We start from the raw sequence: 26655 nt of genomic DNA on the forward strand, positions 1-26655 counted from the left end.
ATTGGCAACGGTTGCCGCAGGTTCGGGCGGTAATTTTCGGGATAAGCCCAACGGCAGGTGCCGGTCAAAGGCACGTTGTTGTATGGTTGTGGTCGAACCGATGAACTCAAGTGATTGAAAGGATACCGCCATGCTGGACTGGAAGAACCGCACAGGCAGCGCGCCTGAGCGTGCCGCTGAACCGAAATCGGCCACCCGCAGTTATTTTGGCGGCCTGTTGTTCAGCCGGGCGCTGGCCACTTTGATTGTTCTTTACCTGTTGGTGGCGATTGCGTTGGGCTGGTACTGGAGCCAGGAGCCGGCGCTGTTCCCGGTTCAGCAGAATGCCCAAATGGCGGCCGAGAAAGAAGGCAAGCAGATGGTTGTCGGGTACACCACGGTGGAAACCCTCAAGTCCGTCGCCGGCACCCTGCTGACCAAGCCGGGCGGTTATATTTCCAACGACCGTTTCCCGCCGGGGCTGTGGATGGATAATACGCCGAGCTGGGAATATGGCGTGCTGGTCCAGGTCCGCGACCTGAGTCGTGCGCTGCGTAAAGACTTCGCCCGATCGCAGTCGCAGTCCACCGAAGACGCCGATCTGGCCAAGGCCGAGCCGCGTTTCAACTTCGACAACAAAAGCTGGGTGCTGCCATCCAGTGAGTCCGAGTATCAGGAAGGCATCAATTCCCTGAGCCGTTATCAGGCGCGCCTGTCCGATCCAAGTCAGAAAAGCGCGCTGTTCTATGCCCGCGCCGACAACCTGAATAACTGGTTGGGCGATGTCGGTACCCGTTTGGGGTCGCTGTCGCAGCGGCTGTCGGCCAGCGTCGGCCGGGTCAAGCTCAACACCGCACTGAAAACCGAAGTCCTGGCCCCGGGTCAGGTGCCACAGGTCGACGAAGAAATCGTCGAGACCCCGTGGCTGCAGATCGATAACGTGTTCTACGAAGCCCGTGGTCAGGCTTGGGCGTTGTCCCACCTGCTGCGTGCTATCGAAGTCGATTTCGCCGATGTGCTGGCGAAGAAGAACGCCACGGTCAGCGTGCGCCAGATCATTCGTGAGCTGGAAGCCTCGCAAGAACCGGTCTGGAGCCCGATGATCCTCAACGGCAGCGGCTTCGGTGTGTTGGCCAACCACTCGCTGGTCATGGCCAATTACATCTCCCGGGCCAACGCCGCGGTGATCGATTTGCGTCAACTGCTCAATCAGGGCTGAGTCATGGTCGATAGCTCCGTTGATGACATGCGTGAGGCCGCCCATCGCGCGGCCTCCGATGCCGAACAGATCGCCTGGGTCGACGAGCAGGACAACCTGCTCGGCGCGCTGGTCCGCTCCGAGCTGCGCGAACGCGAGCTGATCGGGCGCGGCACCTACATCATGCTGTTCAATTCTGCCGGTGAACTGTGCGTACACCGACGCACCCTGAGCAAAGCGATATACCCCGGTTACTGGGACGTGGCGGCCGGCGGCATGGTGCTGGCCACTGAGACTTACGCCGAATCGGCGGCCCGTGAGCTGGAGGAAGAGCTGGGCGTGAGCGGTGTGGAACTGACTGCCCATGATCACTTTTTCTTCGAGGACACCGGCAACCGACTCTGGTGTTCGGCGTTTTCGGCGGTGTGGGACGGCCCGTTGATCCTGCAACCGGAAGAAGTGCTTGAAGCGCGTTTCATCCCGATCGATCAGGTCCTGCTGGAAATCACGCAGAAGCCTTATTGCCCGGACTCTCTGGCGGCCTTGCAGCGCTATCTTCGCGCCCAAGGGAGTAACGTCGCAAAAGAGCTATAAATTGGCGCCGATTGGCTCTTAGCAAGTCGGCTTTTTGCCGTTACACTGCGCGACCTTTTCAAGCTGAACCGGTAATGCTTGTTGTAGGAGCTGCCGCAGGCTGCGATCTTTTGACTTTAACTTTTGAGTCAAAATCAAAAGATTGCAGCCTCGTTGCACTCGTCAGCTCCTACACCGGGTTTTCCGTTTCAGTAGCGCTGCCCCTGCCTGAGTGGGGCTTCGCGGTCGATGGCCCTGCCACGACCAGTCTTTGTCCTCCCAAGAGGATTGCCGGTGGCCAAAAAAGCCGCATCCTTCGCCGCCCTTGGTGGCCTGGTATTTTCCACCGACGCAGGTCGTCATTGCCCGGATTGCAGTCAACCGGTGGATGCCTGCATCTGCAAACAAACCGTTATCCCGGCCGGCGACGGCATCGCTCGCGTGCGTCGCGAAAGCAAGGGTCGTGGCGGCAAGACGGTGACCACCATCACCGGTGTGCCGTTGGCCGAAGACGCGCTCAAGGATCTGGCCACCACGTTGAAAAAACGTTGCGGGACCGGCGGGGCGTTGAAAGACGGAATCATCGAAATCCAGGGCGATCATGTCGAGCTACTCTTGGCCGAGCTGATCAAACACGGTTTCAAGGCGAAGAAGTCCGGCGGCTAGCAGCCTCTGTGAAAACCACCCGCGGCTTGATCCAGTCCCGATTTCATTCAGGTCTGGCGTCGTCTCCATGGTTTTCACAGAGCCTGTTCATGACCGGTTTCTAAACTCAATGCGGTCAGCGAGGTCTACCCCCTCGTTGACGAACCGTCATTTTCATACTTTAGACTGCGCCGGCCTGAACCCAGGCGACGCTCTATGACTTCTTTATAGGGGACTTCGATGTCCGTACGACGCACACGCAAAGACGATGGCAGCCAATGGACAGTTGCGGACAGCCGCAGTGTTTACGGGATTCGCCATTGGGGGGCCGGGTATTTCGCGATCAATGACGCCGGTCGCGTCGAAGTTCGTCCGAACGGCCCGACCAGTTCGCCTATCGACCTCTTCGAGCAAGTCGACCAACTGCGCAAAAGCGGTTTGTCCTTGCCGTTGCTGGTGCGTTTCCCTGACATCCTGCAAGACCGCGTACGTCAGCTGACCGGTGCGTTCGACGCCAACATCGAGCGCCTGGAATACCAGAGCAAGTACACCGCGCTGTACCCGATCAAGGTCAACCAGCAGGAAGCGGTGATCGAAAACATCATCGCCACCCAGAACGTTTCCATCGGTCTGGAAGCTGGCTCCAAGCCAGAACTGCTGGCGGTACTGGCGCTGGCGCCGAAGGGCGGCACCATCGTCTGCAACGGTTACAAGGATCGCGAGTTCATCCGTCTGGCGCTGATGGGCCAGAAGCTCGGCCACAACGTGTTCATCGTGATAGAAAAAGAATCCGAAGTCGGTCTGGTGATCGAAGAAGCGGCAGCGCTCAAGGTCAAGCCGCAGGTCGGCTTGCGCGTGCGTCTGTCGTCCCTGGCGTCGAGCAAATGGGCAGACACCGGGGGTGAAAAATCCAAGTTCGGCCTGTCGGCGGCGCAACTGCTGTCGGTGGTCGAGCGTTTCCGCGCTGCCGGTCTGGATCAGGGCATCCGCCTGTTGCACTTCCACATGGGTTCGCAGATCGCCAACCTGGCGGACTACCAGCACGGCTTCAAGGAAGCGATCCGTTATTACGGCGAGCTGCGCAACCTTGGCCTGCCGGTGGATCACATCGACGTCGGCGGCGGTTTGGGCGTGGACTACGACGGTACTCACTCGCGTAACGCCAGTTCGATCAACTACGACATGGACGATTACGCCGGTGTCGTGGTCGGGATGCTCAAGGAGTTCTGCGACGCGCAGAGCCTGCCGCACCCGAACATCTTCTCTGAAAGCGGCCGCTCCCTGACTGCTCACCACGCCATGCTTGTGGTTCAGGTAACCGACGTCGAGAAACACAACGACGACGTGCCGAAGATCGATAACAAGGAAGAGCTGCCGGAAACCGTGCAGTGGCTGGTTGATCTGCTCGGCCCGACCGATATCGAAATGGTCACCGAAACCTACTGGCGCGCCACGCACTACATGAGCGACGTGGCCACTCAATACGCCGATGGCAAGCTGACCCTGGCGCAAAAAGCCCTGGCCGAGCAATGCTACTTCGCCGTTTGCCGCCGCCTGCACAACTCGTTGAAGGCCCGTCAGCGTTCCCACCGTCAGGTGCTCGACGAACTCAACGACAAGCTGGCCGACAAGTACATCTGCAACTTCTCGGTATTCCAGAGCCTGCCGGATACCTGGGCCATCGGCCAGGTCCTGCCAATTTTGCCGCTGCACCGTCTCGACGAAGAGCCGCTGCGCCGTGCGGTGCTGCAAGACCTGACGTGCGACTCCGACGGCAAGATCAAGCAGTACGTCGACGAGCAGAGCATCGAGACCAGTTTGCCGGTGCACGGTTTGAACGAAGGCGAAGACTATCTGCTGGGGATCTTCCTGGTGGGTGCCTACCAGGAAATTCTCGGCGACATGCACAACCTGTTCGGTGACACCGACTCGGTGAACATCTACCAGAACGCCGACGGCAGCGTGTACCACGCCGGTATCGAAACCCACGACACCATCGAAGACATGCTGCGTTACGTGCACTTGTCGCCGGAAGAGCTGATGACCCACTACCGCGACAAGTGCGCCAGTGCCCGCATCAGCGCCGCCGAGCGCACCCAGTTCCTCGACGCCCTGCGTCTGGGCCTGACCCGTTCGTCTTACCTGTCTTCTTGAGGTAAGGCTCCGTTCTCATCGGGTTGTCTGAAAATTCTCCATACGTTGGGGAAATTTCAGATGACCTGGTGCGACACTTCTCTCTTTTCAAGCGAAATGACCCACAGACCGGGCTATCCAAGCGATGTGGTCTTCTTTTCACGTAGGTCATTTCCTAAGTTGTACTTCGGCACTCTACTCGGCCATGTCTCTCAGCGAGAATCCCCGGCCGCCCCTCCTGTAGAGAATCGCCGATGTTCGATCCAGTCAACGAGCTGTCATTTCGTCTGGATATAGCGGGTCTTCCCGACCCCTTTGAGGTCTTGGCCTTTACCGGTAGTGAAGCCATCAGCGAGCCTTTTGTGTTCGACGTGGATCTGCTGAACAGTGACCCAACGCTGGACCTCGCAAGCCTGCTGTATCGCTCGGCCTTTTTGCACTTCGGACCCTTGGGGCAGGGTATTCACGGGCAGTTGCTGGGCCTCGTTCAGCTCGGCCATGGCGGTGAGCCCAGGCTATGTCGTGTGCGTCTTGGCCCCAGGCTGGCGTGTCTGGCCCAGCGTTTCAATCAGCGAATCTTCAGCCAGTGCTCGGTGCCGGAGATTCTCGCTCAGGTGCTCAAGGAGCACGGTATTGCCGGCAAGGATCGGCGTTTCGACCTGAGCGGCGATTACCCGTCCCGTGATTTCTGCACGCAGTACCGGGAATCAGACCTGCAATTTCTCCAGCGTCTGTGCGCCCAGGAACGACTTCATTATTACTTCGAACACCGCTCACGCGGACACTGTCTGGTTTTCGGTGATGGCCTGGGGCAGTTTAGCCGTGGCGAAGAGAGCGTCTTCAAGGGTGAGAACGAGCGGCCAGGTGTGCATCAGTTCAAGCTTCACGGCTGCGGGCAGATCGCCGAAGGCCAGACGAATCTGGCGACGTTGCGCAGCGGTCAACTGATGCCGCTGTCCGGCCATCCGTGTGTGGACTGGAATCGACTCTGGCTACTGACCCATATCGAGCATCAGGGGGGGCAGGAACCGGGGCTTCCTTATAGCAACCAACTGCGCGCCGTTGGGCAGGAAATGCCTTTCGTGGCACCTCATTCGGGCGTGAAACCCAGGATGCATAGCCTGCAGCGGGCGTGGGTGGTCGAGGTCGATGAGTCTCAGCCGGATCTGTCCAGACCGGTTGCCGTGCAGTTTGACTGGCTTTACCAGGGGGAGGGCGCAGCGCCCAGCCACTGCTGGTTGCCGTTGGCTCCCGGGCTGGAAGGCGCGGGCACCCTGCCGTTGAGTGAAGGGGCGCAGGTGCTGGTGAGCTTTATCGAAGGCGATCCGGATCAGCCCTTGATCAGCGGATTTCTTCCCGGCGCAGCCTCCAGTGCAGAGCCAGTCATACCCGACCCGCAACCCTCCTTGACGACCGATGTCAGCCCGGTGCTCGACGGCATGCAGGGCTTGCTGCAATCCAGTGAACCCCTGGTGCTCCTGTGCCTGCTGCCCGGCGGCGGCAGTTTCAGTCATTGCGCGCAGTCCTTTTGTACCTGCCGGGCGGCGATGCAGCTCGGCCAGAGCGGTGCGGCATGATCGCCGCTCAAGCGGTCGACCCGACCCCGCAATGGCTGTTGCTCGATGTGCCGGGCGAGCCTCAGGCCGGCGTGAATTTGTGGCAACAGTTTGCTCATGCCCGATGGTTCCGCCTGTTCGAAGGCACCGAGTTTCACCCCTTGCGTGAGCACGGGCCGGTGTTGGTGGACCTTCGCGAATGCCCGGCATTGGTCGAGCTGTGCCAAAGTGCGCCACATACCTGGAGCGGATTGCTGCTGGTCAGTGAAGCATCGCCATCGCGGCTGCTGGAGCATTTGCGACGCATGCTCACGGTCACTTTGGGTCTGCATCACCGGGCCTTGTTGAGTTACTACAACCCACACACGGCGAGTTATTTTTTCGATGCCTGCGATGCGCAGGAATTGAGTCGCTGGCTAGGTCCGATCGATCAGTTGCGCTGGTTCGGCGGCACCTGGGCCGACCGGGCCATAGGCTGTCAAGGCTGGCAGCAGTTGTTCAATCCGCGGCTTGCCGTCCGGCCGCTGGCCATCGAAGAAAACCTCAGCCTGCGTCAGCGAGACACCTTGCAAACCTGCCTGCTGGAACAACACGCCTGGCACTGGAGCCGATCCATCGGCACCGACTACAACAGCTTGTGGGCTTACCTGCAGGAAGGGCTGGCGCTGGGTTTCAGCGAACGTCCGGTGCTCGATGGCTGGTTATGGTTGCGCTTGCAGCATCCCGACGCAGTGGCCGGGCAGCCGCTGTCGGGAGCCACCCAGCAGGAGCGTCTCGATAGCCTGCGCAACCTGTGGCAGAACGATCAACCCTGAAGCTGACCCTCGTCATCCGTTGAGCCAGCTGTCGTGCTTGCGCAAGTACCAGGCGAACGCGCCAAGGGTCAGGCTGCGCAGCAACATGAACAACAGGAAGGTTATCCACAATCCATGGTTGCCCAAGCCTTGCAGCGCCCAGGCGAAGGGCAGCAGCAGGATCAACGTCAGCAGCATGCCGTTGCGCATTTCCCGGGCGCGGGTGGCGCCGATGAACAGGCCGTCGAGCAGGTAACTCCAGACGGCAATCAGCGGCAGCACCGCGAGGTAAGGCAGGTAAAGGAAGGCGGTGTCGCGCACGCTCTGGATGTCCGTCTGCATCTCGATGAACAGGTGCCCGGCGAGCAGAAACAGCAAGGCAAACCCCACACTCGCCAGCAATGACCAACCGCACGCCACCACCAATGAGCGGCGCAGGGCCTCTCGGTCGCGAGCACCGATGGCGTGTCCGCACAGTGCTTCGACTGCGTGGGCCAAACCGTCCAGCGCGTGGGCGGTCAGCAGCAGACCGTTAAGCAGCAACGCATTGGCGGCGACTGTGGCATCGCCCAGCCGCGCGCCCTGCACGGTGATCAGGAAAAACACCGACTGCAACGCCAGGCTGCGGATGAAGATGTCGCGATTGACAGCCAGTAATGGGCGCCAACTCTGCCACAACGCCAGCGCCGCCCAAGCGATATGACCGGGGTAGGCGCGCAGGGCTTTGCGGGTCATGAACAGGCCGATCAGCGCGCCGGTCCACTCGGCGATCACCGAGGCCCGGGCCGCGCCGACCACGCCCCACTCCAGGCCGAGCACGAACCACAGGTTCAGCGCGATATTGACCAGGTTGGTGCTCAGCAGAATCGCCAGCGGAGCCCGAGCGTTCTGGGTGCCGAGGAACCAGCCCACCAGCGCGTAACTGGCCAGCGCCGCCGGCAGGCCGAACAACCGTGTGTGGAAGAACTCGCGGGTGAGCTGATCCAGCTCCGCCGACGGTTGCATGAAGTGCAACGCGACCCCGCTCAACGGCACGCCCAGCGCCCCTAACAGAATGGCCAGGCCCATGGCCAACAACAGACCCTGGAGCAAAATCTGCCGCAACGCTGCGCCATCCCCACGCCCGGCAGCCTGGGCGGCGAACCCGGTGGAGCCCATGCGCAGAAAGCCCATGGCCCAGGCAAGAAAGGTATATAGACTGGCGCCCACTGCGACAGCACCGAGCTGATGCGCATGGGGCAGGTGGCCGACGACGGTGCTGTCGACCAGCGCCACCAGCGGTACAGAAATGTTCGAGAGAATCATCGGTGCGGCGAGCGACCAGACTCGACGATGAGTCGGACGGTCGCGCCAGTCGGCAATCAGGTTGGACATGCAGGCTCCTTGGGGGCGTCTGCATTGTAGCGGCAGATTGTTTTGCATGATCGTTCCCACGCAGAGCGTGGGAATGATCAGGGCAGGAGGGATGGGGTTAATGAACAATCCAGCTCAGCAACCACAATCCCAGCAACAACCAGATAATCCCCATGATGATCGACGCGTTCATGAAGGCGCGGATCGCCGCCCACAGCAGCATCAGCCCGATGATCAGTGTGATGATGCTGACGATCGAAGTGTCCATGCCCAGCGCCTGGGCCAACCCTTCGACGAAATTGCTGCCGGCGTTGCTCAACAGGTTGAACAGGCCAGTAAGGGCATCGATGATGAACCGGATGGCCGAACCGATTATCTGGCCGAGCCATTCGAAAAAGCTTTCTACCTGCATGTGTACGTCCTGATGGAGTGGTGGCGTGGTTGCCGGATCCGAGCGTTGGGCTATGGATCGTGCTGCCGAGTTCCCGTAGGAGCTGCCGAAGGCTGCGATCTTTTTGGAGTATGGCGCAAAGTGCGCAGGCACAACGCTGCCACTTGCCTTCACCCGCCATCCCCCTGAAGCTATACGCCTTCAGGAGAGCCCGATGAACCTTGTTGAACTGACCGAACGCCTGCACGCCATTCGCGACCGTAATGACTGGCGGCAATTTCACAGCCCGAAAAACCTGGCCATGGCCGCAAGCGTGGAAATGTCCGAGCTGGTGGAGATTTTCCAGTGGCTGACCGAAGACCAGTCGCGTCAGTTGCCGGCAGACAAGCTCGCCCATGCCGGGCAGGAAATCGGCGACATCGTGCTGTATCTTCTGCTGCTGTGCAGCGAGTTGGGGTTGGACATGAATGAAGTGGTGCGCAGCAAACTCGCGGACAGCGAACGGCGGTTCAGCTGATGAGCGACCGTCATTTCGATCAACTGGCGACTCGCTTCGCCGAAAAAATCTACGGTGGCGCCAAAGGTGCGATCCGGCTCGCGGTGCTGCAAGCCGACCTGGCCGAAACCCTGCCGGACCGTCCGTTGCGCGTCCTGGACATCGGCGCGGGCCTGGGCCACATGTCGTTGTGGCTGGCCGAGCGCGGTCATCAGGTGACCCTCGCCGAACCCGCCGAACCGATGCTTGAAGGTGCCCGCCAGCGCTTCGCCGAAGCGGGGCAGACGGCGACATTCATTCAGGCGCCGTGGCAAGACCTGCTCGGTCAGCTCACCGAACCTTACGATCTGGTGCTGTGCCACGCCGTGCTGGAATGGCTGGCCGAACCCCACGCGATTTTGCCGGTGCTGCATCAGTTGACGAAGCCGGATGGCTGGTTGTCCCTGGCGTTCTACAACCGCGACGCGTTGATCTACCGCAACCTGCTCAAGGGCCATTTCCGCAAGATGCGCAAGAACGACATGGCTGGCGAGAAGCAGAGCCTGACTCCGCAGCAGCCACTGGATCCACGGGAATTGGCGGCGCAACTTGAGAGCATGTGGCAGGTCGAAACCCAGAGTGGAGTGCGGGTTTTTTATGACTACATGCCGGTGGAATTCCAGGCCCGCGTCGAACTGCCGGACTTGCTGGAAATGGAACTGGCTCACCGCCGTCACCCAAGCTTCGCCGGGCTTGGGCGCTATTTGCACTGGATCTGTCGGCCGATCTGACCGGAGCGCGAAATGAAAAGTCGTTCAGGGTTGCTGGTGATCTGTCTCGGGTTGGCGGCCTGTCAGGGCAGCAACCCTTATGTCGCGACCTCCAATCCCCTGCCACCGGCACCGCCCCAGGCCGCCACCACCTTCGACCGCAGCGCCTACCCGGCGCCGCCACGGGATTACGGACGCTATCGCAGCTGGGCCTGGCTCAACGGGCGCCTGCCTCCGGGCACGGCCTGGGCCGACTCGGAGCAGGTGGCCGAAGCGGTCAGCAATGCCCTCGATCAACGCGGCTTGCGTCCACTGCACGACAACCGCCCGGCAGACCTGTTGGTCAGCGCCGACCTGCATCTGGAAACCCGCTTGCGTCAGGTCCAGGATGACTATGGTTACGGCGGGGGGTATTACGGCGGCGGTTATGGCGGTTACAACCGCTACGGCAGCGGTTACGGCATGTACAACACGGTGCCGGTCATCCGTACTTATCAGGTACAAGTGGTGGTGGTGCGCGTCGATCTGTTCGACGCGAGCACCGGCCAGCCGGTATGGAGTGCCAGTGCCGAAACCAGCAATCAGGGCAGCCAGAGCGAGCGTGCTGATGCCATTCGTGAAGCTGTCGAAAAAGCCATGTCGGCGTATCCTCCTAGTTAGCTTCCTGTGAAGGAAGCATCCCGCTGGATCATGTCTTCAATCGGAGAAAAATCATGTTCCGCCGTCTCGCTTTACTGGCCATGGCCGCACTGCTCACTGCCTGCGCCGCCAACCAGGTCAATCATGACTTCGATGCCAGCCGCGACTTTGCCGCCTATCGTAGCTGGAGCTGGAAAGAGCCTGCCGTGCAATACCGTCCCGATGATCCACGGATCAAGAGTGACCTGACCGAACAACGCATCCGCCAGTCCGTTGCCGATCAGCTGGATCAGCGCGGTTTACGTCCAGCCGCCGCCGGTGCCAGCTCGGACCTGAAGGTGCAGGCCTACCTGATCGTCGAAGATCGCCAGCAACAGGTGAGCACTAACTATGGCGGCGGTTATGGTGGCCCATGGTACGGCTACTGGGGCGGGCCGATGTACACCGAAACCCGCAACGTCAGCTATAAGGTAGCAACCATCCAGGTCGACCTGCTCGATGGCAAGGACGGCAAACTGGTGTGGCGCGGCAGCGACGAGCAGACGCTTAGTCGCACACCGAACCCGCAGGATCGCAGCAATAAAATCCACGAGACAGTCGGGCGGATATTGGCTAACTATCCACCGCACTAAACCAACACCACCGCTCCACTGTGGGAGCGAGCCTGTGGCCAGGTGAGCTTGTGTGGCGAGGGGGCTTGCCCCCGTTGGGGTGCGAAGAGACCCTAAAACCAGTCACCGCGATCTTTAGTCAGCAACGCGGTGTCCTGATTTACGACTGCTTCGCAGTCGAACGGGGGCAAGCCCCCTCGCCACACAAGCCCGCTCCCACATAAACCCATTCCCACATTGAGTTTTTGTCGTCTTGGATGGCGAGTTGCCAGCAATCTGGCGGACCCTTGTCTACACTGCTTCACATCGTTGGAGGTAGCCCTCGGCAGTGTGCCGGCAAAGGAGTGTGCCATGTCTCCCTGCTTGCAGTTTCGTAGCCCGGCCCGGCAACGGGGAGCGATCGGTTTGATGGCGGTGCTGGCCCTGGGCATGGCCTTGGTGTTCCTGCTGCTCGTGGTCGACAGCGGCCGCCTGTACCTGGAAAAACGCAGCTTGCAACGGGTGGCGGATATGGCCGCGCTGGAGGCTGCCACGCGCAACGGTGATTGCGCCACGGGTGCCACCGCTACCGCCTATGCCACCGCCAGTGCAAACCGCAACAATTTCACTCTTCCTGACCCCACGCGCAGCCTGACGGTGGCCTGCGGCGCCTTGACCCTGGACGCCAATAATCTTCGGGTTTTTACGGCTAATCCGAGCAGCAGCGAAGCCATTAGGGTGACCGTCAGCCATTCGATCCTGCAGAGTTTCGCCGGTGGTATTGGTGCCGTGTTCGGCGGTCCTCCAGCCGGTGCGACCCTCAACCTGACCGCGACCGCCGTCGCAGCGTTGCCGCCACCGCTGGCATCGCTGACCATCCGCACTACGGTGCTGACTATCGATACCAGCAAGTCGGCCACTCTCAATGCGCTGTTCGGTGGTTTGTTGGGCGGCAATCTGAACCTCTCCGTGGCGGGCTGGAACGGTTTGATGAGCACCAACATCAGCCTGCTCGGTTACCTCGATCGATTGAAGGTCGACCTCGGCCTCAACGCCGCCGGGTATAGCCAGGTGTTGGGCACTTCGGTGGCGGTTAGTCAGTTGATCCAGACTGCCGTCAATGTGCTGGACCCCGGCGGCACACTCGGCGCGACGGCGACCATCGTCGGGCTGCAAGCACTCAAGGTTGCCGCTGGCTCAACGACCGTGGTGCTGGGCAATATGCTGCACGTCGAGAACGGCAGCAATATGTCGGCGTTGGCGACGAACGTGAGTGTGTTCAACCTGATTGAAGGCATCGTGCAACTGGCCAACAAGAAAAACGGTCTGGTGGCAACGCTGCCGATCAATCTGGCAGGGCTGGCGCAAATCACGGCGCGGGTGCAGGTCCTGGAACCGCCACAACTCTCCGCGATCGGCAATCCGAAAAACGCTGCGCTGGATCCACTGGGCCCCAATCGGATCTACGTGAGAACTGCGCAGGTGCGCACATTGCTGTCGATCGACCTGCCGGCACTCGACGCCATTGTGGCGCTGGTCAATGCGGTGACCGATCTGGCAGGACCGCTGACCAACACCCTCAACGCCTTGCTCAATCTCAACCTGGTGGCGGTGCTCAATTCACTGACCTGTGCCTTGGGCGTGCCCTGCCAGACACCCGACATCATCGTGTTGCCGGGGCCGATACGGCTCGATGTGGCGCTGGAGGTCGCCAGTGCCAGCAGTTACGTCACGGCCTACAGCTGCGTCAGTAACACCAACAAAACCCTGACCACCAACACCAGTACATCGCTGGTTAACCTGAAAATCGGTCAGATCGATGCGGCCAGCATGTTCGGCAGCAACACCACGCCGCCGGCGGTCACGGTGCAGCCGTTGAAGGTGATCGATATCGGGATCAAAACCTGTCGCAGGATTCTCTTTCTGCCCATCACCTGCGATCCGCGTGTGCCCGGCGTCGGTGGCGGCATCGATATCGTTGCCGACACCAGCGTGGCGGCGAACGCCAACATATCCCACGTCTATTCCGCACCACCCGCCACCAGCCTGCCGGAAATCAACCAGCCACCGTTCTACTACTCGTTCACCACCAGCAGCATCGTCAGCAGTCTGCTCAACACGCCGCTTAACATTCACGTGGATATGTATGGCCCGTCGGGCAGTCTCGTCAGCGGTCTGGGGACGATCCTGAGCAGCGTCACCACCTTGCTGATCAGCGCGATCAACAGCGTGCTCAGCCCGTTGCTCGACAGCTTGATCAACACCTTGCTGTTGAGCCTTGGGATCGATTTGAACAAGGTCGACGTCGGTGCCAACCTCAGCTGTCATTCGGGACGCGCGACGCTGGTGATCTGATCGCCCGTGGCAATCGGCAACTCGATACAAAACCGCGCGCCCTCGGTCGAGTTTCTTACACTCAACTTACCGCCCATGTTTTCGACGATGCCGTAACTCACCGACAACCCGAGCCCGGTGCCGATACCCACCGGTTTGGTGGTGAAGAAGGGTTCGAAAATCCGCTCCAGCAGCCGTGGATCAATACCGCCGCCGTTGTCCTCGACCCACAGTCGCACCGAGTATTCATCACGTTCGGCGTACACCGAAATCCACGGTTTGAACTCCTGGTCGGCCTCGCGTTTGCTCAACAGCGCATCCCTCGCATTGACCATCAGATTGATCAGCACCTGTTCCAGCTGATCGACGTAACCGCGCACCTGCACTTCAAATCCGGTCTCGCTGACCCGCAGCTCGACGCCTTTGCCGCGCATACCTTCGGACAGCAGTGACAGCGTGCCCTCGATGGCTTGAGCCGGATTGAACGGGTGCTGCTCGATCTCCGAACGCCGACCGAACACCCGCATGTGATCCACCACCCGCGCCGCGCGCTGGACTTGCGCGTCGATGCGGTTGAGTTTGTCTGTCAGGTAATCGATTTGCGCATCGCCATTGCTCAGGCGTTTGAGCACATTGACGATGGCCATGCGCATCACGTTCAGCGGCTGATTGATTTCATGCGCCAGCCCGGTGGCCATTTCGCCGAGGGTGGCCATTTTTGCGCTTTGGGTGAGCTGTTGCTGGGCGCGCCGGACTTCGGTGTTATCGCGGCCCACAGCCTGAATCTCAAGCAAGCGACCCTGCTCGTCGAACACCCCGCGATCCGACCAGACCCACCAGGCGTGTTCCCGGCCCGGCAGTTGCAGGTTGATTTCCGCGGTGCTGACCGGGAACTCCGGGCTCAGGTGACTGAGCCGCTGGAGGAACGATTCGCGCTGTTCCGGCGACATCCAGCTGCCCAGGTTCACTCCCGGCAGCTTCTCGGGCTGGCATTCCAGATAGGTCGCCAGCGGGCGGTTGCCGAAGGTCAGTGTCAGGTCTGGAAGGTAGCGGCAGATCATCGCCGGGGAATCTTCCACCAGAATCCGATAGCGCTCTTCACTCTGTTTTACCTTCTCGGCGGCCAGGGTCGCTTCGGTGACATCCAGCCACAGCCCCACGGCTTCCACCGGCAGCCCGAGGTCGTCGCGCAGCAGTTTGGCTTCGTCGAGCAGCCAGTGGTAATCGCCGCGACTGTCGCGCAGCCGATAACGGGCACGCACCGAACCTTCGCGCAGCAGTTGCCGGGTGCGCTCGAAATAGCCGTCGCGGTCCTCGGGGTGAACCCGTTCCACCAGCGCGCCGGCGGCGCAATCGGCGAGCGACCAACCGAGCAGCGGCAACAGGCTGTCGCTGAAAAATGTCGGTTGCAGCGCACCTTCGACATAGCGCTGCACATAGATCACTGCCGGTGAACTGGCGATCAGGTTGTCCAGCCGGGCATGGGCGGCAGCGGCGTTCTGCTCCTGATTTTTGATGTCACTGATGTCGAGCATGAAGCCCACCAACCGCCGGTTTCTGCCGATGCCCAGGGCCTGACCTTGCAGTCGATACCAGATCGGCGTTTGCGCCGCGTCGGGGCGATGCAGGCGCACGCACAGCAGCAACGGCGCGCCTTCGTCCTGCAAGGTTTGCAGGCGAATCGTCAGCTCTTCACGGTCGGCGGGGTGGATCTGTTCGAGCCAGTCGTACAGCGGCAAACGAGTGCTCGAAAGGTTCAGCATGCTTGCCAGCGACGGCGCCAATTGCACCTCGGCATCGTCGCTGAAAACCTCCCACCAGCCGGTACCGAGCAAGGCTTGCAGAGACTCCAGCCGCTCCAGTTGCAGATGGTGCTGATGCTCGCGCAAGCGCTCAAGCAGCGGGCCGGCCAAAGCGGCGGTGAGTTGCAACCAGTCGCGCTCGCTCAGGTCGGGGGCACGTTCTTGCATCGGGTAGAAACCACAGAGCAACCAGGCCACCACGCCCAGGGCATTGTGGTAAGGCACCGCGAACCCTTCGGCATTGCCGAAGATGCCTTGCAGGCGCGGGTGTTCGCTGGGGGTCAGTTGTTGGGGGGCGGAGCCATTCAAACTGTCGAGCCCGGTGCCCAGGCGTTGGTCGATTTCCCACAAGCCGGGTGCATCGAAGGCCGCGTAATGCTGGTGGATCAGCCAACCCTCTGCCTGTTCGTCGAGCAAGGCCATGGCGATGCATGGAATCTGAAAGCGCTGGGCCAGACCTTGCAGTTGCTCCGCCAGCACCTCAGGCAAGCGCGTCAGGCTGCACAGGCGCAACTGTTCGCTGATCTGCGCCGCAAGTAATTGGCATTGTTCGCGGCTGCGCGCTTGTCGACGTTCGAGCAGCAGATCGCCGATGTCGATTAACTGCAACAGCCAGTTTTCGCCCAACGGCTGCACCCATCCCCGCAGATGCAGCGGTTGTTCGCCGAGGCTGAAAAAATCCAGGTCCAGACTCTGCCCCTGCCACTCGGCAGGCGCGCCTTCGACCGACAGCTCGCTATGGGGCATGAGGTAATCGAGCAGATGCGGTGCCTGCGCGCCCGGCATTTGTTGCGCCAGCAGATGCCGCAGAGGGCCGGTCAGCTGAATCACCCGGCCCTCGTCATTCAGAAGCAGCTGCAAACCGAGACGTTGCACGCTCTGAGTGTCCGCACTGGTCGAGGGCTGCGGCGGTTGGCGGTTGAGCAGGCGCCCGAAGAGTCTGTCCCCGGAACTCAAAATTGCAGGCTCGATCGGGCGGTAAGGGTCGCCGGCAGATTGGGCACCGAGCCGATCCCCGGCAGCACCAGAAACGGCAGGACCTGATTCAGTTTACTGGTGGGGTAATTGATGGTGACCGTCAGCACGCCACCGATATAAGTGGCACTGGCGTCAGTGGCCACATTGAAGTTCAGCGCGGCAGGAATCCAGGCCAACTGCCGGGTCAATTCGGTGGTCGCTATGTTTCTGACGGCGGTATCGTAATTGGCGGTGCTCGGGTCCAGCGCCACACTGCGGCGCACCGCTTCGGCCGTCGACTGATTGAACGATTGCATCAGCAACAGCGGCAGGCTGTAACTCACCAGCCCATAAAACACGGCGAAAAAGATGATGAACACCAAAGCGAACTCAATCGCCACGGCACCTTTTTGTTTGCGGGGGAGGCCTGTTTTCATGAGTGCGTCTACCCTGACCATCACGACGTAGTATCAGCATAGAATCATTCAGCCAAAACGGACGTTTTTTACCGGATGCAGAACTTTGTCCTACTTATCTGGCTGACGCTTTGCGCAGCACAGGATGTCCGAGAGCGGCACATCGCTAATGGCCTGACCCTTGGCGCGGGTGTACTGGCGCTGGCATATCTGTTGTGGACGGGCACCACATGGTTGGGGGCCGAGGCGGCGCAGGGCGGCTGGGCTTTGTTGTTGGCTCTGGCCTTCACCTTGCCCGGTTATGCATTGAGACGTCTGGGGGCGGGCGACGTGAAACTGATGGCGACGCTGGGCCTTGCGACGGACGGTATGCACCTGCTCGGCGGCTTCATCGGCGCTGGATTGGCCAGTGCATTCTGGCTGCTGCTGGCGCCAAGACTCTGGCTGTATATGGGGCAGGGGCTTAGAGATCGTCTTCGTTACCTGGGGCCAGGAACGTCAAAAAAGCAGCCCTTTGCGCCGTTCGTACTGGTGGGCATGTTGCTCACACTGGTCTGGATGCATTAGTCGCCGGGCGCCACTCGTTCTATGTACATAGTTGGAAAGTGCGTCTACTTTCAAAACAGTTGTTGTACAGCTTTTGGAAGTGGGTACAGGAACGGTCAAGTCTGGAGTGACACGTGAACAAGCGTATCTCGGCAATAAAAGTCCTTGTGGTCGATGACGAACCATTGATTGTCGAAGAACTGTGCGAGTTCATCGAGCGCAATGGTTATCGCTGTGTTCCTTGTCAGTCCGGCAAGCAGGCGATCGAGCGTTTCAATGAATATGAGGATATCGGTCTGGTGCTCTGTGATTTGCGGATGCCTGACATGGATGGCATTCAGCTCGTCCAGGCGTTGCAACGGTTGTCCGGCAAGCACCGGGCGTTCGAGGCGATCATGCTCACCGGTCGCGCAGACAAGCAGGATGTGATCAAGGCGTTGCGCGCCGGGTTCGCTGACTACTATCAGAAACCGATTGATCTGGATGAGTTGCTCGAAGGTTTGCAGCGTCAGGAAGTGGTCTTGCAGGAGCGGCAGAAAAACCTGCAGTTGGGGCATTTGAGTCAGAAGCTGCAGTACCTTTGTGAGTCGATCGACGAGCTGTATCAGGATTTGGACAAGGTTCGCCGGGGACCGTCTTCGGTGTCTTCGTCTGATTCGGCTGATGGTGCGTTCAGTGAGGTTGAGCGGGTGGAGATGCCGGCGGCTTTCAATCAGCTGTCACCGCGGCAGTTGGAGGTGGCGCGGTTGGTGGGCAAGGGGCAGACCAATTATCAGATTGCTTGTGAGTTGGGGATTACCGAGAACACGGTGAAGCTTTATGTGTCGCAGGTGTTGCGGTTGACGCATATGCATAATCGGACGCAGGTGGCGTTGGCGTTGTCGCCTGGTAATGCTGGTGTGCGGCGGCTTACTGCGCACTGATTTTTTTCGGCTGTACGCTGTTTCATGGTGTACATATCCATTTCTGCGGTAACGGCGGCTTATGGTTTAGTCCCTTTTGGCAAACGCCCCAAAAGGAACCAAAAGGTCTCGCCCCAAGCGTACGGCCCCTCGCTAAGGCTCGGCGTTCCTTCGTTCCGGTATCCATCTGGGGGCATCGCCCTACGGTTGGCTTCGCTTCAACTTACATGCGATGAGTTCGACTGCGTCGAACGGCGCTGCGCGCCAATCCCCAGATGAACACCGGAACGAGGCCTCCCGAAGGGGCGGGCAGATCAAGATCAAAAGCTGCAGGCGAGCTAACGCTCGGCCTGTTGAGTGGTGAGGGGCGGGTGCACGCCGCTCCACTGTGGGAGCGAGCCTGCTCGCGATGGCGGCCTTACAGCCAGCGATGTTTATCGATCGGTAAAAACATCAGAACCTTCCCACATGTTTTTCAGGTTGCCCGTCGGAAGCTGTGTCTCTAGCCTTTGTCCGTCGCTGACCATTCAGCGTCCGGGCGTCGCGGCTCGATTCTTGAGGCATAATCGCTCCACCAAACAACAGCACTTTTGGGTGTCTGTCGTTTCGTGTCATGGCGACTGTGCGCGGGATACCTTCGGGTATGCCGAGCTGCCTCGGGGATCGGTCCGCGAACCCGCGTACAGCTGCCACCCCAAATTGCATCGCGGCAATTTGGAAGTGGCTCCATTTCATCCCAGAGGTGTAATCATGTTCAAAGCAACCCCGAATCCCCCAGAAACCGACAACGTTTCCCCTTACGAATCTTCTGATTCAAAAAAATTCCACGACGCCGCTAACCGCGCGCTCGATCACTACCTCAATCCCACCCCAAACAAAACCGAAGGCCGCAAGCCAAGCAAGATGTTTATGGTTGCGCCGGACATGGATAACGAAAGCCTGTTAGCCCATGTCTGCGAGTCGCTGGCTTCGGCAAGTGTCATGACCAGCGACATTGCCGCATATGTCGAAGCCCCGCAGCGGCATACGATCCTGGCGATTCAGCAGGTCATCATGCTGGCCGAGCTGGCGGTGAATCGAATGCTGGATAACGTCGACATACCAAAACCCGCGCCACACAGCTAATCCCCTGTAGGCGCGGGCCTGTGGTGAGGGGGCTTGCCCCCGTTTGAGTGCGCAGCACTCACAAGATCTTTGGGACATCAGAGATTTTGGGGCTGCTTCGCAACCCAACGGGGGCAAGCCCCCTCGCCACAGGTCGCTCCTACGGGATCGCCGCTGTGCCTTTCAATGATGAAAGGCCCGGGCCAATGCGGTGAAGCTAGGTCCGGCCAGTACGATCAGTAACGCAGGGAAGAGAAACAACATCATCACGACGGACATTTTCGCGGACATCTTGGAGATGTATTCCTGCAAGCGCGTCAGGCGCCGGTCATCGAGCAGCATTTTGAGTCCCAGCAGTGATTTCATGGCACCGCCGCCCTGGTGGATCAATTGCTGAAGAATCACGCAGGTGTCGGTGAACTCGTCCACCGCCAGTAACTGGGTGGCCTTGTTCAGTTCTTCGCCAAGCTCCAGGCCGGAATCGACCCGGGTCAGTATCAGGCGCAATTCATGGGTCAGGGCTGGCAGTAATTGTTTGCCTTCAATACTCAGCACTCGCAGCGACTGCTCCACCGCCATGCCGGATTCGAACAGGATGCGCAGCAGTGGAATGAAGGTCGAAATCTCGATCGCCAGTTGTCTTTGCCGACGGTACGCGGCGGCGGCCAGCAAGCGTTTGGGCAACAAATAACCGAGGGCGGTGGCGAAGGCCGGGGTGATCCAGTGGTTGTTCACCTGCGGGAAAAACACGCTCTGGATCAACAGACTCAGGACCAACGCAAGCACCGGTATGCCGACCTGGCAGGCAGCGAACAGCGAGCGTTGCCGGGCGCTGCGCCAGCCGAGGCGGTTGAGCAGGGTCTGGGTTTCGTTGTCCAGTTTGACCGAGCGCTGACCGATGCGGCTGTCGCCCAGCACTTGCAACCAGTGACGGACGCGATGGTCGCTCAGTGGTTTGCCGTCCAGTCGTTGAGCCACCTGGCGAGCACGTCGATGTTGGTCCAGCAGCCCACTGAGCAGTAACAGCGTGGCCGCCAGAAACAACAGTGCGCTGATCAGCAGGGCTATTTTCATACGCTACGCAACATGCGCCACAGCGCCAGGCAACCCACCACCTGCAGGCCGAACGCGGTCGCGAGCATCATTTGCCCCGAGCTGCTGTTCCACATGGCGAGCAGGTATTTCGGATTGGACAGTAAGAAGTAGGCGGCAAGTCCCACGGGCATCAGGGCCAGCACCACCGCCGTGATGCGGGTTTCGCCCGTCATGGCGCGCAGTTGGCGCGCAGCTTGGTCGCGTTCACGGATCATTTTGATCAGGTTCTCAAACAGCTCACTGGCATTACCGCCGTAGCGGTGATTGACCTTCAGACCCAGCGCAAACAAGCGAAACTCGTCTTTCTCGTACAGTTCGGCGAAGTCCGTGACAGCGTCAGGCAGGCTGACGCCCAAATGCACGTTGCGCTGAACCCGGCCCATGGCGTTTTTCAGTGGATCTTCGGCGGCGTTGATGGCGACCAGCACCGCATCGGCCAAGGTGCGTCCGGACTTCAGACTGCGCACCGTGTGATCGAGCATTGGCGGCAGCTGTTCGATCATGCGCTTGAGCCGGCGCTGGTAGCACAAACTGATGTACAGCCGCAGAGCCAGAGGTGGCATCAGCAACAACGCCAGCAAACCGATCCAGCTCGCGAGGGCAAACCCCAGCAATATGCCCAAGGCCCAGAGCAACAGCCACAACCCCAGGCGCTCGGTGGGACGACCGAGACCGGCGCGTAGAAAGGCCCGCTCCAGGCCAGCCCAGGATGATTTCGCCACCGTCAGTTGCGGTTGCCCCTGCATCAAGCGACCGAGGGTTCGATCGATGCCGGTCTGGCGCAGACCGTTGTAGAACAAACGGATCGACAGGCCCAGCAACGTCAGGCAAATCAGGATGAGCAGCGCCGGTTTGAGCATGCCGTGACCTTCAATGCGATAAGGGAGAGAGCGCCGACTCGCGGCGTAGTTTATCGCCGGCGGGGTTGACCGCCTCGCGCAGAAAACCGAAACCGGTGCGTCGGTCGAAGCGGAACAGCGTATTGGTCACATAGATGTCATCACGAATACCCACGACCTCCACCACTTCGCTGACGCAGCGACGACCATCGGGCAGGCGCGTCAGTTGGATCACCACGTCCAGCGCCGCGCAGATCATTTGCCGCAGGGTGCGTTCAGCGATGGAGCGCCCGGTCAGGCCCACCAGGGTCTCCAGGCGCAACAGCGCATCCTGTGCATTGTTGGCGTGCACGGTGCTCATGGAGCCGTCGTGCCCGGTGTTCATCGCGGTGAGCACGTCGACCACTTCGACGCCGCGAATCTCGCCGAGGATGATCCGGTCCGGGCGCATCCGCAGCGCGTTGCGAATCAGATCGCTGGCCTTCACTTCGCCGTGGCCTTCGGCATTCGGCGGTCGGGTTTCCAGGCGCACTACGTGAGGATGGCCGAGTTGCAGTTCGGCGACGTCTTCGATGGTGACCAAGCGTTCGTGAGGGGCGATCAACTGGCTGAGAATGTTCAACAGTGTGGTCTTGCCGGTGCCGGTACCGCCGCTGACAAGGATGTTGCAACGCTTGCCCACGGCCTCCTGAATAAATTCAAAGATCGCCTGGTCGATGGTTTGCATCGCCATCAGATCGGAGCTCTTGAGCATGTCCTTGCGGAATTTTCGAATCGACAGGCATGGGCCATCGAGGGCAATGGGCGGGATGATCGCGTTGACCCGGCTGCCGTCGGGCAGGCGCGCATCGACCATCGGCGAAGACTCGTCGAGCCGTCGGCCCAGAGGCGCGAGAATTCGTTGCATTACTCGCTCGACGTGATGGTCGTCGATGAATCGCAGGTCGCTCAGGTGCAACACACCCTCGCGCTCGACGAACACCCGGTGCGGGCCGTTGACCAGAATCTCGGTCACCGTCGAGTCACGCAGCAACACCTCCAGCGGGCCGAAACCGGTGAGCTCGTCGACAATTTCCTCAGCCAGCCGCTCCATCTCATAACGGGAAATCGCCAGGTGCAGACGGGCGATGTACTCGGCGACTTTGTCGATGACGAACTGCGACAGCATTGGCCGCGAACCTTCCAGCAGGTTTTTTCCGGACTCCTCTATGGCGTCGATGATGTAGCGGTGCAGCACCAGTTTCAGGCCTTCGTGGTCGGTATTGCCGGCCGGCCCGTGGGAGGGCGCGCCGAAGAGTTTTTCCCCGCTCATTGCGCACCCCTCAATCGGTCAAACCAGCCAGCCTTGGGTTTGTCCTGGTCTTCGGAGCGTTTGGCCAGTCGTTCGCCGAGGGCGCGCAGGCTTTGGGTCAGGTTTTCGCGCGGGGCCAGTTCGAACAGGCTCACCCCCTGATTCTTGGCGTTGAGCCGTACTTCCGGGCTGTAGACAAGGACCGCCATAACCTCCATGCCGAAGCTTTTGCTCAAGGTGTCGGAGTCTGGTACGACGTTGCGCAGATAGCGGTCCACCAGCAACCGGGCATGGTCGAGCTTGAGGCCTTTTTCGCGCCAGCGGCCGAGCACTTCAAGGTTGCGTCGGCAGTCGAGCACATTCTGATCGGTGTACCACAGCAACTTGTCGCAATGGCTGACGAAGGTGCGTAACGCTTCGCTGTCCGACTGGCCGGTGAGGTTCACCACGATGTGCTGGAAATGTTGACGCAAGGCGCTGAGCAGCATGTACAGCTCGGCGGCACTGGTCTGTTCCAGCGGTTCGTCGTTGCTGGCGTAGGCGAGGATCCGCAGCCCGGCGTCACAGGTGGTAAAGGCGCTGTCGATCAGCGTCGCGTCGAGGCGCCTCAGATGTCGCAACGCATCGCCAAAATGAAACGAGCTCTCCAGCCCCAGCAACGCAAGGCTGTCGCCACGCGGCAGGCCCAGATCCAGCAACAGTGTCTGCTGGCCGCTCTTTTGCACCACGTGCGCCAGGTGGTTAGCGAGCAACGCTCCGTCGGCATTGCTCTGCGCACCGTAAAGCACGGTCAGGCCACCCTGTTGACTCTGTTGCATGTTCGGCGCCACGGTTGGCAGGCGTTTGCTCAGGCGTCGCACCAGGCCGGCAACTTCACTGGAACGTGAGCCATAAGAGACGAAATCCCGCGCGCCGGCTCGCATGGCATTGAGCACGAGTTGGTTGTCCATGCCGTCGCCCAAGGCAACGATCGCCAGCATCGGTTTGGCTTCCAGGGCACCCTCGATCAACGCGCTCTGGGCCACCACATGCTCACGGTCCAGCCCCACGAACACCAGGTTGGCGAAGGTCACGTCCACCAGCGTCAAGAGCTCATCGAGGTTACCGCCACCGGCGCTGATCACTCGGCCCAAAGGGGCAAGGGCACCTTGCAGCCACTCGAAGTCGGTGCTGTTGCGTGTGATCGCGAGGAACGTCTGACTCAGGTTCTGGGGCTGGCTCATTGCGATAACCCACCGCATTTATCGAAGCAGCCGTTGTCGAGCAAGTACTGCGTGAAACGTCTGCGCATGGAGAAGCGTCCTCGCTCGATTCAGGGCGTTTGTTGGGTGACTTCATTGCCGCGGATGACTTCCACGCTCGTCTTGCGCGGTGCTGCGCCGCCGGTGGCGGGTTTGGGTGTGCCGTCCAGGGCCAGTTGACTGAACTGCACCAGTTCGCGATTGGCACTGGCCAGGCTCGCCTTTGAATCGCGGTTGCCGGCCCAGTATTGGTTCAGGCGTTTTTCCTCGGCGCTGCGCACGGCCAGGCGCAAAACCCCGACCTGAGCCGCGAGCATCAGGCGACTCAAGAGGGGTTCGGGGACGGCGAGCAAAACGGTGCGGGCGCTGGCGCGTTGCTGTTCCTGTTTGAGTCTTTCTTCAGTGCTGCGTGCCGGGTTGGCAGGCTGACCATCGTTCATCAGCCCCAACTGGTCGCCGACACCGAGCACCCGCAACGCCGGGACCACGACCTGGGCCGATTGCTGGAGGTTGTTGGTGTCCATGCGCAGAAACAGCAGGACATCGACATAGTCGCCGGGGCTCAGTTGACCGCCGACATTGACCACGTCATCCGCCGCCACAGCAAGGGCGCGCTCATCGGGGCGGATCATTCGCGCCAGCGCCCCGCCGGTTTCGAAACTTTCATCATTGAGCCAACTGCCTGCAGTAAGCATGCGCCAAGGCATACGGCCAATGGCTTGATCGAGACGGGACAGGCTGCCGGCCGGGGCGGTACGAAGTTTTTCCAGGGTCACGTCGGCGGCGGTGATTTGCTCGAACGGCGCTATGTCACGCAGCAGCACAACCACCGGCTGGCGGGTCGGGTCGTCCACCGACGCCAGTATTGGGGCCGATGATGTGCCGGGTTGCGCGATGGATTCGGGTGCCGGTTGGCGGCTCAGCGCCAGCCCCCAATAACCGGCAATGATGGCGCCTACCAGAAACAGCCCGGCCAGGCCCATGGTGACGCGACTGTTCATGAAGGCTCTCCCTTTCCTGCTGCGTAACGCCCCCCCAAGAGTTCTAACGAGATGACTTCGCAATCAGGCAGCTATGAACATGGAACTATTTCGCTATTTGACGGTAGCGCAGGTAGAGCAAAAAGCCATTACAGGGCGGTAAATATCTGACAAAAGTAACGGGTTGAAGCCAAAAGCGCTGTTTATTGACGGTTAATACTTAAGTATTAATAGGTTCTTACAGTTGTTGGTCTCGGGTTTGCCGACAATGCTGATGCTGGCATAGGGGAATCATGTTGCGGCCGTGCAACATCCGCTGTCATAGGAGACACGTCATGTCCTTTATTAAAGTTGTTCAGAAGATCAAATCCGAGTTCGTTTTTTACAAAGGTCTGGCCAAAGATACTGAAGGTGCTTCGGGTATCGAGTACGCGATTATTGCGGGGATGGTGGCCGTTGCGCTGGCAGCATTTGCGACACCCATCGCCACGAGTGTCACCGCAATGTTCACCACAATTTCAGCTGCGCTTTGATTTTAAGGCTGGCAACAGGCAGTCATTTGCCAATCCCGCAAAGGGCTTCTAACGTCAAGGCTTAGTCCATTGCAGGTGTTACCCCATGAACGCTCCAGCGCTCCCTCGGCAACAGCTTCTTCTGGTCGATGATGAGGAGGATGCGTTACTGGAACTGGCCGAGTTGCTGGAGGGCGAGGGCTTTACTTGTTTTACGGCAACGTCGGTCAAACTCGCCCTTCATCATCTGACTTGTCATCCTGATATTGCGCTGGTGATTACTGATTTGCGGATGCCGGAGGAAAGTGGCATGTCGTTGATCAAGCGGTTGCGTGAGCATACGTCTCGTCAGCATTTGCCGGTGATTGTGACGTCGGGGCATGCGGATATGGATGATGTGAGTGATATGTTGCGGTTGCAGGTGCTGGATTTGTTTCGCAAGCCGATTTATCACGTGCGGTTGTTGGAGACGTTGAATAATTTGTTTCCTGGGGTGGTTAGTTCCTGATCTATGGTGCCCATATCCCAAGGTAAGCACTGAACTGTGGCGAGGGGGCTTGCCCCCGTTGGGCTGCGCAGCTGCCCTGAAGGCTGAGCACGCGGAGTGTCTGACAGTGCGCTTGGCGACTGCTGCGCAGCCGAACGGGGCGATGCGGCGTTCCGACAAGCCCCCTCGCCACAAAATCAGGCAACTGGCCGCCACTGCCCAACCATGTGTTCCAGATCCCCCGCGCCCATCAACTGAAGATCCCCACTGGACCCCGCCGCGCTGGATATCAGCGTCACTTCACTGGGAAGGCGCACCGGTTTCCTGAACTGCACCGCAATCTCGACGTTTGCCGTCGGCAAATGATCGGTCAGGGCTGCCAGCGTACGTGCCTTGTTCCACAGGCCATGGGCGATGGCGCTAGGGAAGCCGAAGAGCTTCGCGCTGATCGCACTCAGGTGGATCGGGTTGTAGTCTCCGGACACCTTGGCGTACCGCCGGCCAATGTCCGCGGGTGCTTTCCAGTGGGCTACTTCGGTCAGCGATAGCGTTGATGCAAACGCTTCCTCAACGGGCTCGCCTTCCAGTTTGACGCCGCGACAGAGCATCTGGCTTTCAGCCTCCCACAGCGGCCCCAACTGATCGTCGAGTGTCGTCACCAAATCGAACGTCGCCCCTTTGGCATGAGGTTTCAGGTTCTGCACTTTCACGCTGACCCGCACCCGGTGTACGCCGCCCATGGGGCGCAAGATGCGGATGCGATTGCTCAAGTGAATCAGCCCCAGCAGCGGGAACGGAAACGCTTTGGCCGTGAGCAATTGCATCTGCAAGGCAAACGCCAGGATGTGTGGATACGTCGGTGGTAGCAGTCCGTTGTCGGCGAAACCACAGACCTTGCGATACGCCTCCAGGCGTTTCGGATCGATATTGACCCAGCAGTGATAACCCAAGTCAGGCAGGGTGGTGCCGGTGATTTTGCGGCGCGTTGCCGCTTTCACATACAGCGTTTTCAGGCCCGGTTCGCTATTGAGTGTGTGCCAGTCGGTGGTCATG

General features: G+C 60.1%; 26 protein-coding genes. 16 read left to right on the top strand and 10 right to left on the bottom strand.

All coding sequences use genetic code 11. The features are described from left to right. Positions 1-130 precede the first annotated feature (130 nt). The 6 genes from KGB18_RS21610 (at position 131) to KGB18_RS21635 (ending at position 6899) form a co-directional block, all read left to right on the top strand. The gene (locus KGB18_RS21610) at positions 131-1198 is read left to right on the top strand and encodes a DUF2333 family protein (RefSeq protein WP_123358607.1); all 1068 of its coding nucleotides are present in this window, start codon (positions 131-133) and stop codon (positions 1196-1198) included. A 3-nt stretch (positions 1199-1201) separates the two neighbouring features. Continuing rightward, on the top strand, positions 1202-1771 hold the full coding sequence (locus KGB18_RS21615) for an NUDIX hydrolase (protein WP_123718971.1): 570 nt from the start codon (positions 1202-1204) through the stop codon (positions 1769-1771). A 273-nt stretch (positions 1772-2044) separates the two neighbouring features. Then, positions 2045-2416 carry a translation initiation factor Sui1 gene (locus KGB18_RS21620; RefSeq protein WP_007907444.1) on the top strand — a complete coding sequence of 124 codons (372 nt, stop codon included), beginning with the start codon at positions 2045-2047 and terminating at the stop codon, positions 2414-2416. 219 nt (positions 2417-2635) lie between these two features. Further along, complete coding sequence (gene speA / locus KGB18_RS21625; protein WP_052965842.1) at positions 2636-4549, top strand: arginine decarboxylase; 1914 nt, start codon at positions 2636-2638, stop codon at positions 4547-4549. Between the two features lie 233 nt (positions 4550-4782). Further along, a complete protein-coding gene (locus KGB18_RS21630) occupies positions 4783-6105 on the top strand; it encodes a contractile injection system protein, VgrG/Pvc8 family (protein ID WP_223570450.1) in 1323 nt (440 codons plus the stop codon). Continuing rightward, positions 6102-6899 carry a DUF4123 domain-containing protein gene (locus tag KGB18_RS21635; RefSeq protein WP_223570451.1) on the top strand — a complete coding sequence of 266 codons (798 nt, stop codon included), beginning with the start codon at positions 6102-6104 and terminating at the stop codon, positions 6897-6899. Before KGB18_RS21630 ends, KGB18_RS21635 begins: the two co-directional genes overlap by 4 nt. Before the next feature lie 12 nt (positions 6900-6911). Here the strand turns inward: KGB18_RS21635 and KGB18_RS21640 are convergent, their stop codons facing one another. Both KGB18_RS21640 and KGB18_RS21645 read right to left on the bottom strand, forming a co-directional pair. After that, positions 6912-8252: an MATE family efflux transporter gene (locus KGB18_RS21640; protein ID WP_123718968.1), complete on the bottom strand. Its 1341-nt coding sequence runs from the start codon at positions 8250-8252 to the stop codon at positions 6912-6914. 97 nt (positions 8253-8349) lie between these two features. After that, positions 8350-8643: a hypothetical protein gene (locus KGB18_RS21645; RefSeq protein ID WP_123718967.1), complete on the bottom strand. Its 294-nt coding sequence runs from the start codon at positions 8641-8643 to the stop codon at positions 8350-8352. A gap of 193 nt (positions 8644-8836) precedes the next feature. Between KGB18_RS21645 and KGB18_RS21650 the strand changes: the two genes are divergently transcribed. The 5 genes from KGB18_RS21650 (at position 8837) to KGB18_RS21670 (ending at position 13451) form a co-directional block, all read left to right on the top strand. Further along, entirely contained in the window at positions 8837-9139 is a 303-nt protein-coding gene (locus tag KGB18_RS21650) for a MazG-like family protein (protein ID WP_008011269.1), read from the top strand. Further along, positions 9139-9888, top strand: coding sequence for a methyltransferase domain-containing protein (locus KGB18_RS21655; protein ID WP_030128232.1), 750 nt, complete (start codon positions 9139-9141; stop codon positions 9886-9888). The genes KGB18_RS21650 and KGB18_RS21655 overlap by 1 nt, the downstream gene beginning before the upstream one ends. Positions 9889-9900: 12 nt before the next feature. Then, positions 9901-10527 carry a DUF4136 domain-containing protein gene (locus KGB18_RS21660; protein ID WP_123718966.1) on the top strand — a complete coding sequence of 209 codons (627 nt, stop codon included), beginning with the start codon at positions 9901-9903 and terminating at the stop codon, positions 10525-10527. A 53-nt stretch (positions 10528-10580) separates the two neighbouring features. Beyond that, positions 10581-11138, top strand: coding sequence for a DUF4136 domain-containing protein (locus KGB18_RS21665; protein ID WP_123718965.1), 558 nt, complete (start codon positions 10581-10583; stop codon positions 11136-11138). 330 nt (positions 11139-11468) lie between these two features. Further along, the gene (locus tag KGB18_RS21670; protein ID WP_223570452.1) at positions 11469-13451 is read left to right on the top strand and encodes a pilus assembly protein TadG-related protein; all 1983 of its coding nucleotides are present in this window, start codon (positions 11469-11471) and stop codon (positions 13449-13451) included. Here KGB18_RS21670 and KGB18_RS21675 read toward each other — a convergent pair. After that, a complete protein-coding gene (locus KGB18_RS21675) occupies positions 13421-16189 on the bottom strand; it encodes an ATP-binding protein (protein ID WP_223570453.1) in 2769 nt (922 codons plus the stop codon). The two genes, KGB18_RS21670 and KGB18_RS21675, sit on opposite strands and share 31 nt — an antisense overlap. Next, positions 16186-16626: a TadE/TadG family type IV pilus assembly protein gene (locus tag KGB18_RS21680; protein WP_007907464.1), complete on the bottom strand. Its 441-nt coding sequence runs from the start codon at positions 16624-16626 to the stop codon at positions 16186-16188. The genes KGB18_RS21675 and KGB18_RS21680 overlap by 4 nt, the downstream gene beginning before the upstream one ends. Positions 16627-16701: 75 nt before the next feature. On the opposite strand from KGB18_RS21680, the gene KGB18_RS21685 reads away from it, so the two are divergent. From KGB18_RS21685 to KGB18_RS21695, 3 genes are all read left to right on the top strand, one after another. Further along, the gene (locus KGB18_RS21685) at positions 16702-17172 is read left to right on the top strand and encodes a prepilin peptidase (RefSeq protein ID WP_201062567.1); all 471 of its coding nucleotides are present in this window, start codon (positions 16702-16704) and stop codon (positions 17170-17172) included. Positions 17173-17285: 113 nt separating this feature from the next. Beyond that, entirely contained in the window at positions 17286-18074 is a 789-nt protein-coding gene (locus KGB18_RS21690) for a response regulator (protein WP_223570454.1), read from the top strand. 729 nt (positions 18075-18803) lie between these two features. Beyond that, a complete protein-coding gene (locus KGB18_RS21695; protein WP_201062568.1) occupies positions 18804-19178 on the top strand; it encodes a DUF6124 family protein in 375 nt (124 codons plus the stop codon). Between the two features lie 162 nt (positions 19179-19340). Here the strand turns inward: KGB18_RS21695 and KGB18_RS21700 are convergent, their stop codons facing one another. The 5 genes from KGB18_RS21700 to cpaB form a co-directional block, all read right to left on the bottom strand. After that, positions 19341-20231, bottom strand: coding sequence for a type II secretion system F family protein (locus KGB18_RS21700; protein ID WP_201062569.1), 891 nt, complete (start codon positions 20229-20231; stop codon positions 19341-19343). Beyond that, positions 20228-21112 carry a type II secretion system F family protein gene (locus tag KGB18_RS21705; protein WP_123718958.1) on the bottom strand — a complete coding sequence of 295 codons (885 nt, stop codon included), beginning with the start codon at positions 21110-21112 and terminating at the stop codon, positions 20228-20230. Before KGB18_RS21705 ends, KGB18_RS21700 begins: the two co-directional genes overlap by 4 nt. Before the next feature lie 10 nt (positions 21113-21122). Next, positions 21123-22403 carry a CpaF family protein gene (locus KGB18_RS21710; RefSeq protein ID WP_123718957.1) on the bottom strand — a complete coding sequence of 427 codons (1281 nt, stop codon included), beginning with the start codon at positions 22401-22403 and terminating at the stop codon, positions 21123-21125. Next, positions 22400-23605 carry a CpaE family protein gene (locus tag KGB18_RS21715; protein ID WP_123718956.1) on the bottom strand — a complete coding sequence of 402 codons (1206 nt, stop codon included), beginning with the start codon at positions 23603-23605 and terminating at the stop codon, positions 22400-22402. The genes KGB18_RS21710 and KGB18_RS21715 overlap by 4 nt, the downstream gene beginning before the upstream one ends. An 89-nt stretch (positions 23606-23694) precedes the next feature. Further along, positions 23695-24624, bottom strand: a complete 930-nt coding sequence (cpaB, locus tag KGB18_RS21720) for a Flp pilus assembly protein CpaB (protein WP_123718955.1) — start codon at positions 24622-24624, stop codon at positions 23695-23697. Between the two features lie 314 nt (positions 24625-24938). Here cpaB and KGB18_RS21725 point away from each other — a divergent pair, with 314 nt between their 5' ends. Both KGB18_RS21725 and KGB18_RS21730 read left to right on the top strand, forming a co-directional pair. Further along, positions 24939-25136: a Flp family type IVb pilin gene (locus tag KGB18_RS21725; RefSeq protein WP_080370534.1), complete on the top strand. Its 198-nt coding sequence runs from the start codon at positions 24939-24941 to the stop codon at positions 25134-25136. 85 nt (positions 25137-25221) lie between these two features. After that, positions 25222-25623, top strand: a complete 402-nt coding sequence (locus tag KGB18_RS21730) for a response regulator (RefSeq protein ID WP_123718954.1) — start codon at positions 25222-25224, stop codon at positions 25621-25623. Between the two features lie 176 nt (positions 25624-25799). On the opposite strand, the gene KGB18_RS21735 is transcribed toward KGB18_RS21730, so the two are convergent. Then, the gene (locus tag KGB18_RS21735; protein ID WP_123718953.1) at positions 25800-26654 is read right to left on the bottom strand and encodes a MaoC family dehydratase; all 855 of its coding nucleotides are present in this window, start codon (positions 26652-26654) and stop codon (positions 25800-25802) included. Position 26655 lies beyond the last annotated feature (1 nt).

The organism is Pseudomonas sp. BF-R-26 (genome assembly GCF_019947395.1).
GTDB lineage: Bacteria > Pseudomonadota > Gammaproteobacteria > Pseudomonadales > Pseudomonadaceae > Aquipseudomonas > Aquipseudomonas farris.

What these genes read in the sequence shown, in the direction of transcription:
- KGB18_RS21670 (WP_223570452.1), top strand. Translation starts at nt 11,469, where the DNA reads ATGTCTCCCTGCTTGCAGTTTCGTAGCCCGGCCCGGCAACGGGGAGCG.
- KGB18_RS21615 (WP_123718971.1), top strand. Translation starts at nt 1,202, where the DNA reads ATGGTCGATAGCTCCGTTGATGACATGCGTGAGGCCGCCCATCGCGCG.
- KGB18_RS21635 (WP_223570451.1), top strand. Translation starts at nt 6,102, where the DNA reads ATGATCGCCGCTCAAGCGGTCGACCCGACCCCGCAATGGCTGTTGCTC.
- KGB18_RS21680 (WP_007907464.1), bottom strand. Translation starts at nt 16,626, where the DNA reads ATGAAAACAGGCCTCCCCCGCAAACAAAAAGGTGCCGTGGCGATTGAG.
- KGB18_RS21685 (WP_201062567.1), top strand. Translation starts at nt 16,702, where the DNA reads ATGCAGAACTTTGTCCTACTTATCTGGCTGACGCTTTGCGCAGCACAG.
- KGB18_RS21610 (WP_123358607.1), top strand. Translation starts at nt 131, where the DNA reads ATGCTGGACTGGAAGAACCGCACAGGCAGCGCGCCTGAGCGTGCCGCT.
- KGB18_RS21715 (WP_123718956.1), bottom strand. Translation starts at nt 23,605, where the DNA reads ATGAGCCAGCCCCAGAACCTGAGTCAGACGTTCCTCGCGATCACACGC.
- KGB18_RS21665 (WP_123718965.1), top strand. Translation starts at nt 10,581, where the DNA reads ATGTTCCGCCGTCTCGCTTTACTGGCCATGGCCGCACTGCTCACTGCC.
- KGB18_RS21725 (WP_080370534.1), top strand. Translation starts at nt 24,939, where the DNA reads ATGTCCTTTATTAAAGTTGTTCAGAAGATCAAATCCGAGTTCGTTTTT.
- KGB18_RS21710 (WP_123718957.1), bottom strand. Translation starts at nt 22,403, where the DNA reads ATGAGCGGGGAAAAACTCTTCGGCGCGCCCTCCCACGGGCCGGCCGGC.
- KGB18_RS21630 (WP_223570450.1), top strand. Translation starts at nt 4,783, where the DNA reads ATGTTCGATCCAGTCAACGAGCTGTCATTTCGTCTGGATATAGCGGGT.
- KGB18_RS21640 (WP_123718968.1), bottom strand. Translation starts at nt 8,252, where the DNA reads ATGTCCAACCTGATTGCCGACTGGCGCGACCGTCCGACTCATCGTCGA.
- KGB18_RS21730 (WP_123718954.1), top strand. Translation starts at nt 25,222, where the DNA reads ATGAACGCTCCAGCGCTCCCTCGGCAACAGCTTCTTCTGGTCGATGAT.
- speA (WP_052965842.1), top strand. Translation starts at nt 2,636, where the DNA reads ATGTCCGTACGACGCACACGCAAAGACGATGGCAGCCAATGGACAGTT.
- KGB18_RS21735 (WP_123718953.1), bottom strand. Translation starts at nt 26,654, where the DNA reads ATGACCACCGACTGGCACACACTCAATAGCGAACCGGGCCTGAAAACG.
- KGB18_RS21700 (WP_201062569.1), bottom strand. Translation starts at nt 20,231, where the DNA reads ATGAAAATAGCCCTGCTGATCAGCGCACTGTTGTTTCTGGCGGCCACG.
- KGB18_RS21695 (WP_201062568.1), top strand. Translation starts at nt 18,804, where the DNA reads ATGTTCAAAGCAACCCCGAATCCCCCAGAAACCGACAACGTTTCCCCT.
- KGB18_RS21645 (WP_123718967.1), bottom strand. Translation starts at nt 8,643, where the DNA reads ATGCAGGTAGAAAGCTTTTTCGAATGGCTCGGCCAGATAATCGGTTCG.
- KGB18_RS21655 (WP_030128232.1), top strand. Translation starts at nt 9,139, where the DNA reads ATGAGCGACCGTCATTTCGATCAACTGGCGACTCGCTTCGCCGAAAAA.
- KGB18_RS21660 (WP_123718966.1), top strand. Translation starts at nt 9,901, where the DNA reads ATGAAAAGTCGTTCAGGGTTGCTGGTGATCTGTCTCGGGTTGGCGGCC.
- cpaB (WP_123718955.1), bottom strand. Translation starts at nt 24,624, where the DNA reads ATGAACAGTCGCGTCACCATGGGCCTGGCCGGGCTGTTTCTGGTAGGC.
- KGB18_RS21650 (WP_008011269.1), top strand. Translation starts at nt 8,837, where the DNA reads ATGAACCTTGTTGAACTGACCGAACGCCTGCACGCCATTCGCGACCGT.
- KGB18_RS21705 (WP_123718958.1), bottom strand. Translation starts at nt 21,112, where the DNA reads ATGCTCAAACCGGCGCTGCTCATCCTGATTTGCCTGACGTTGCTGGGC.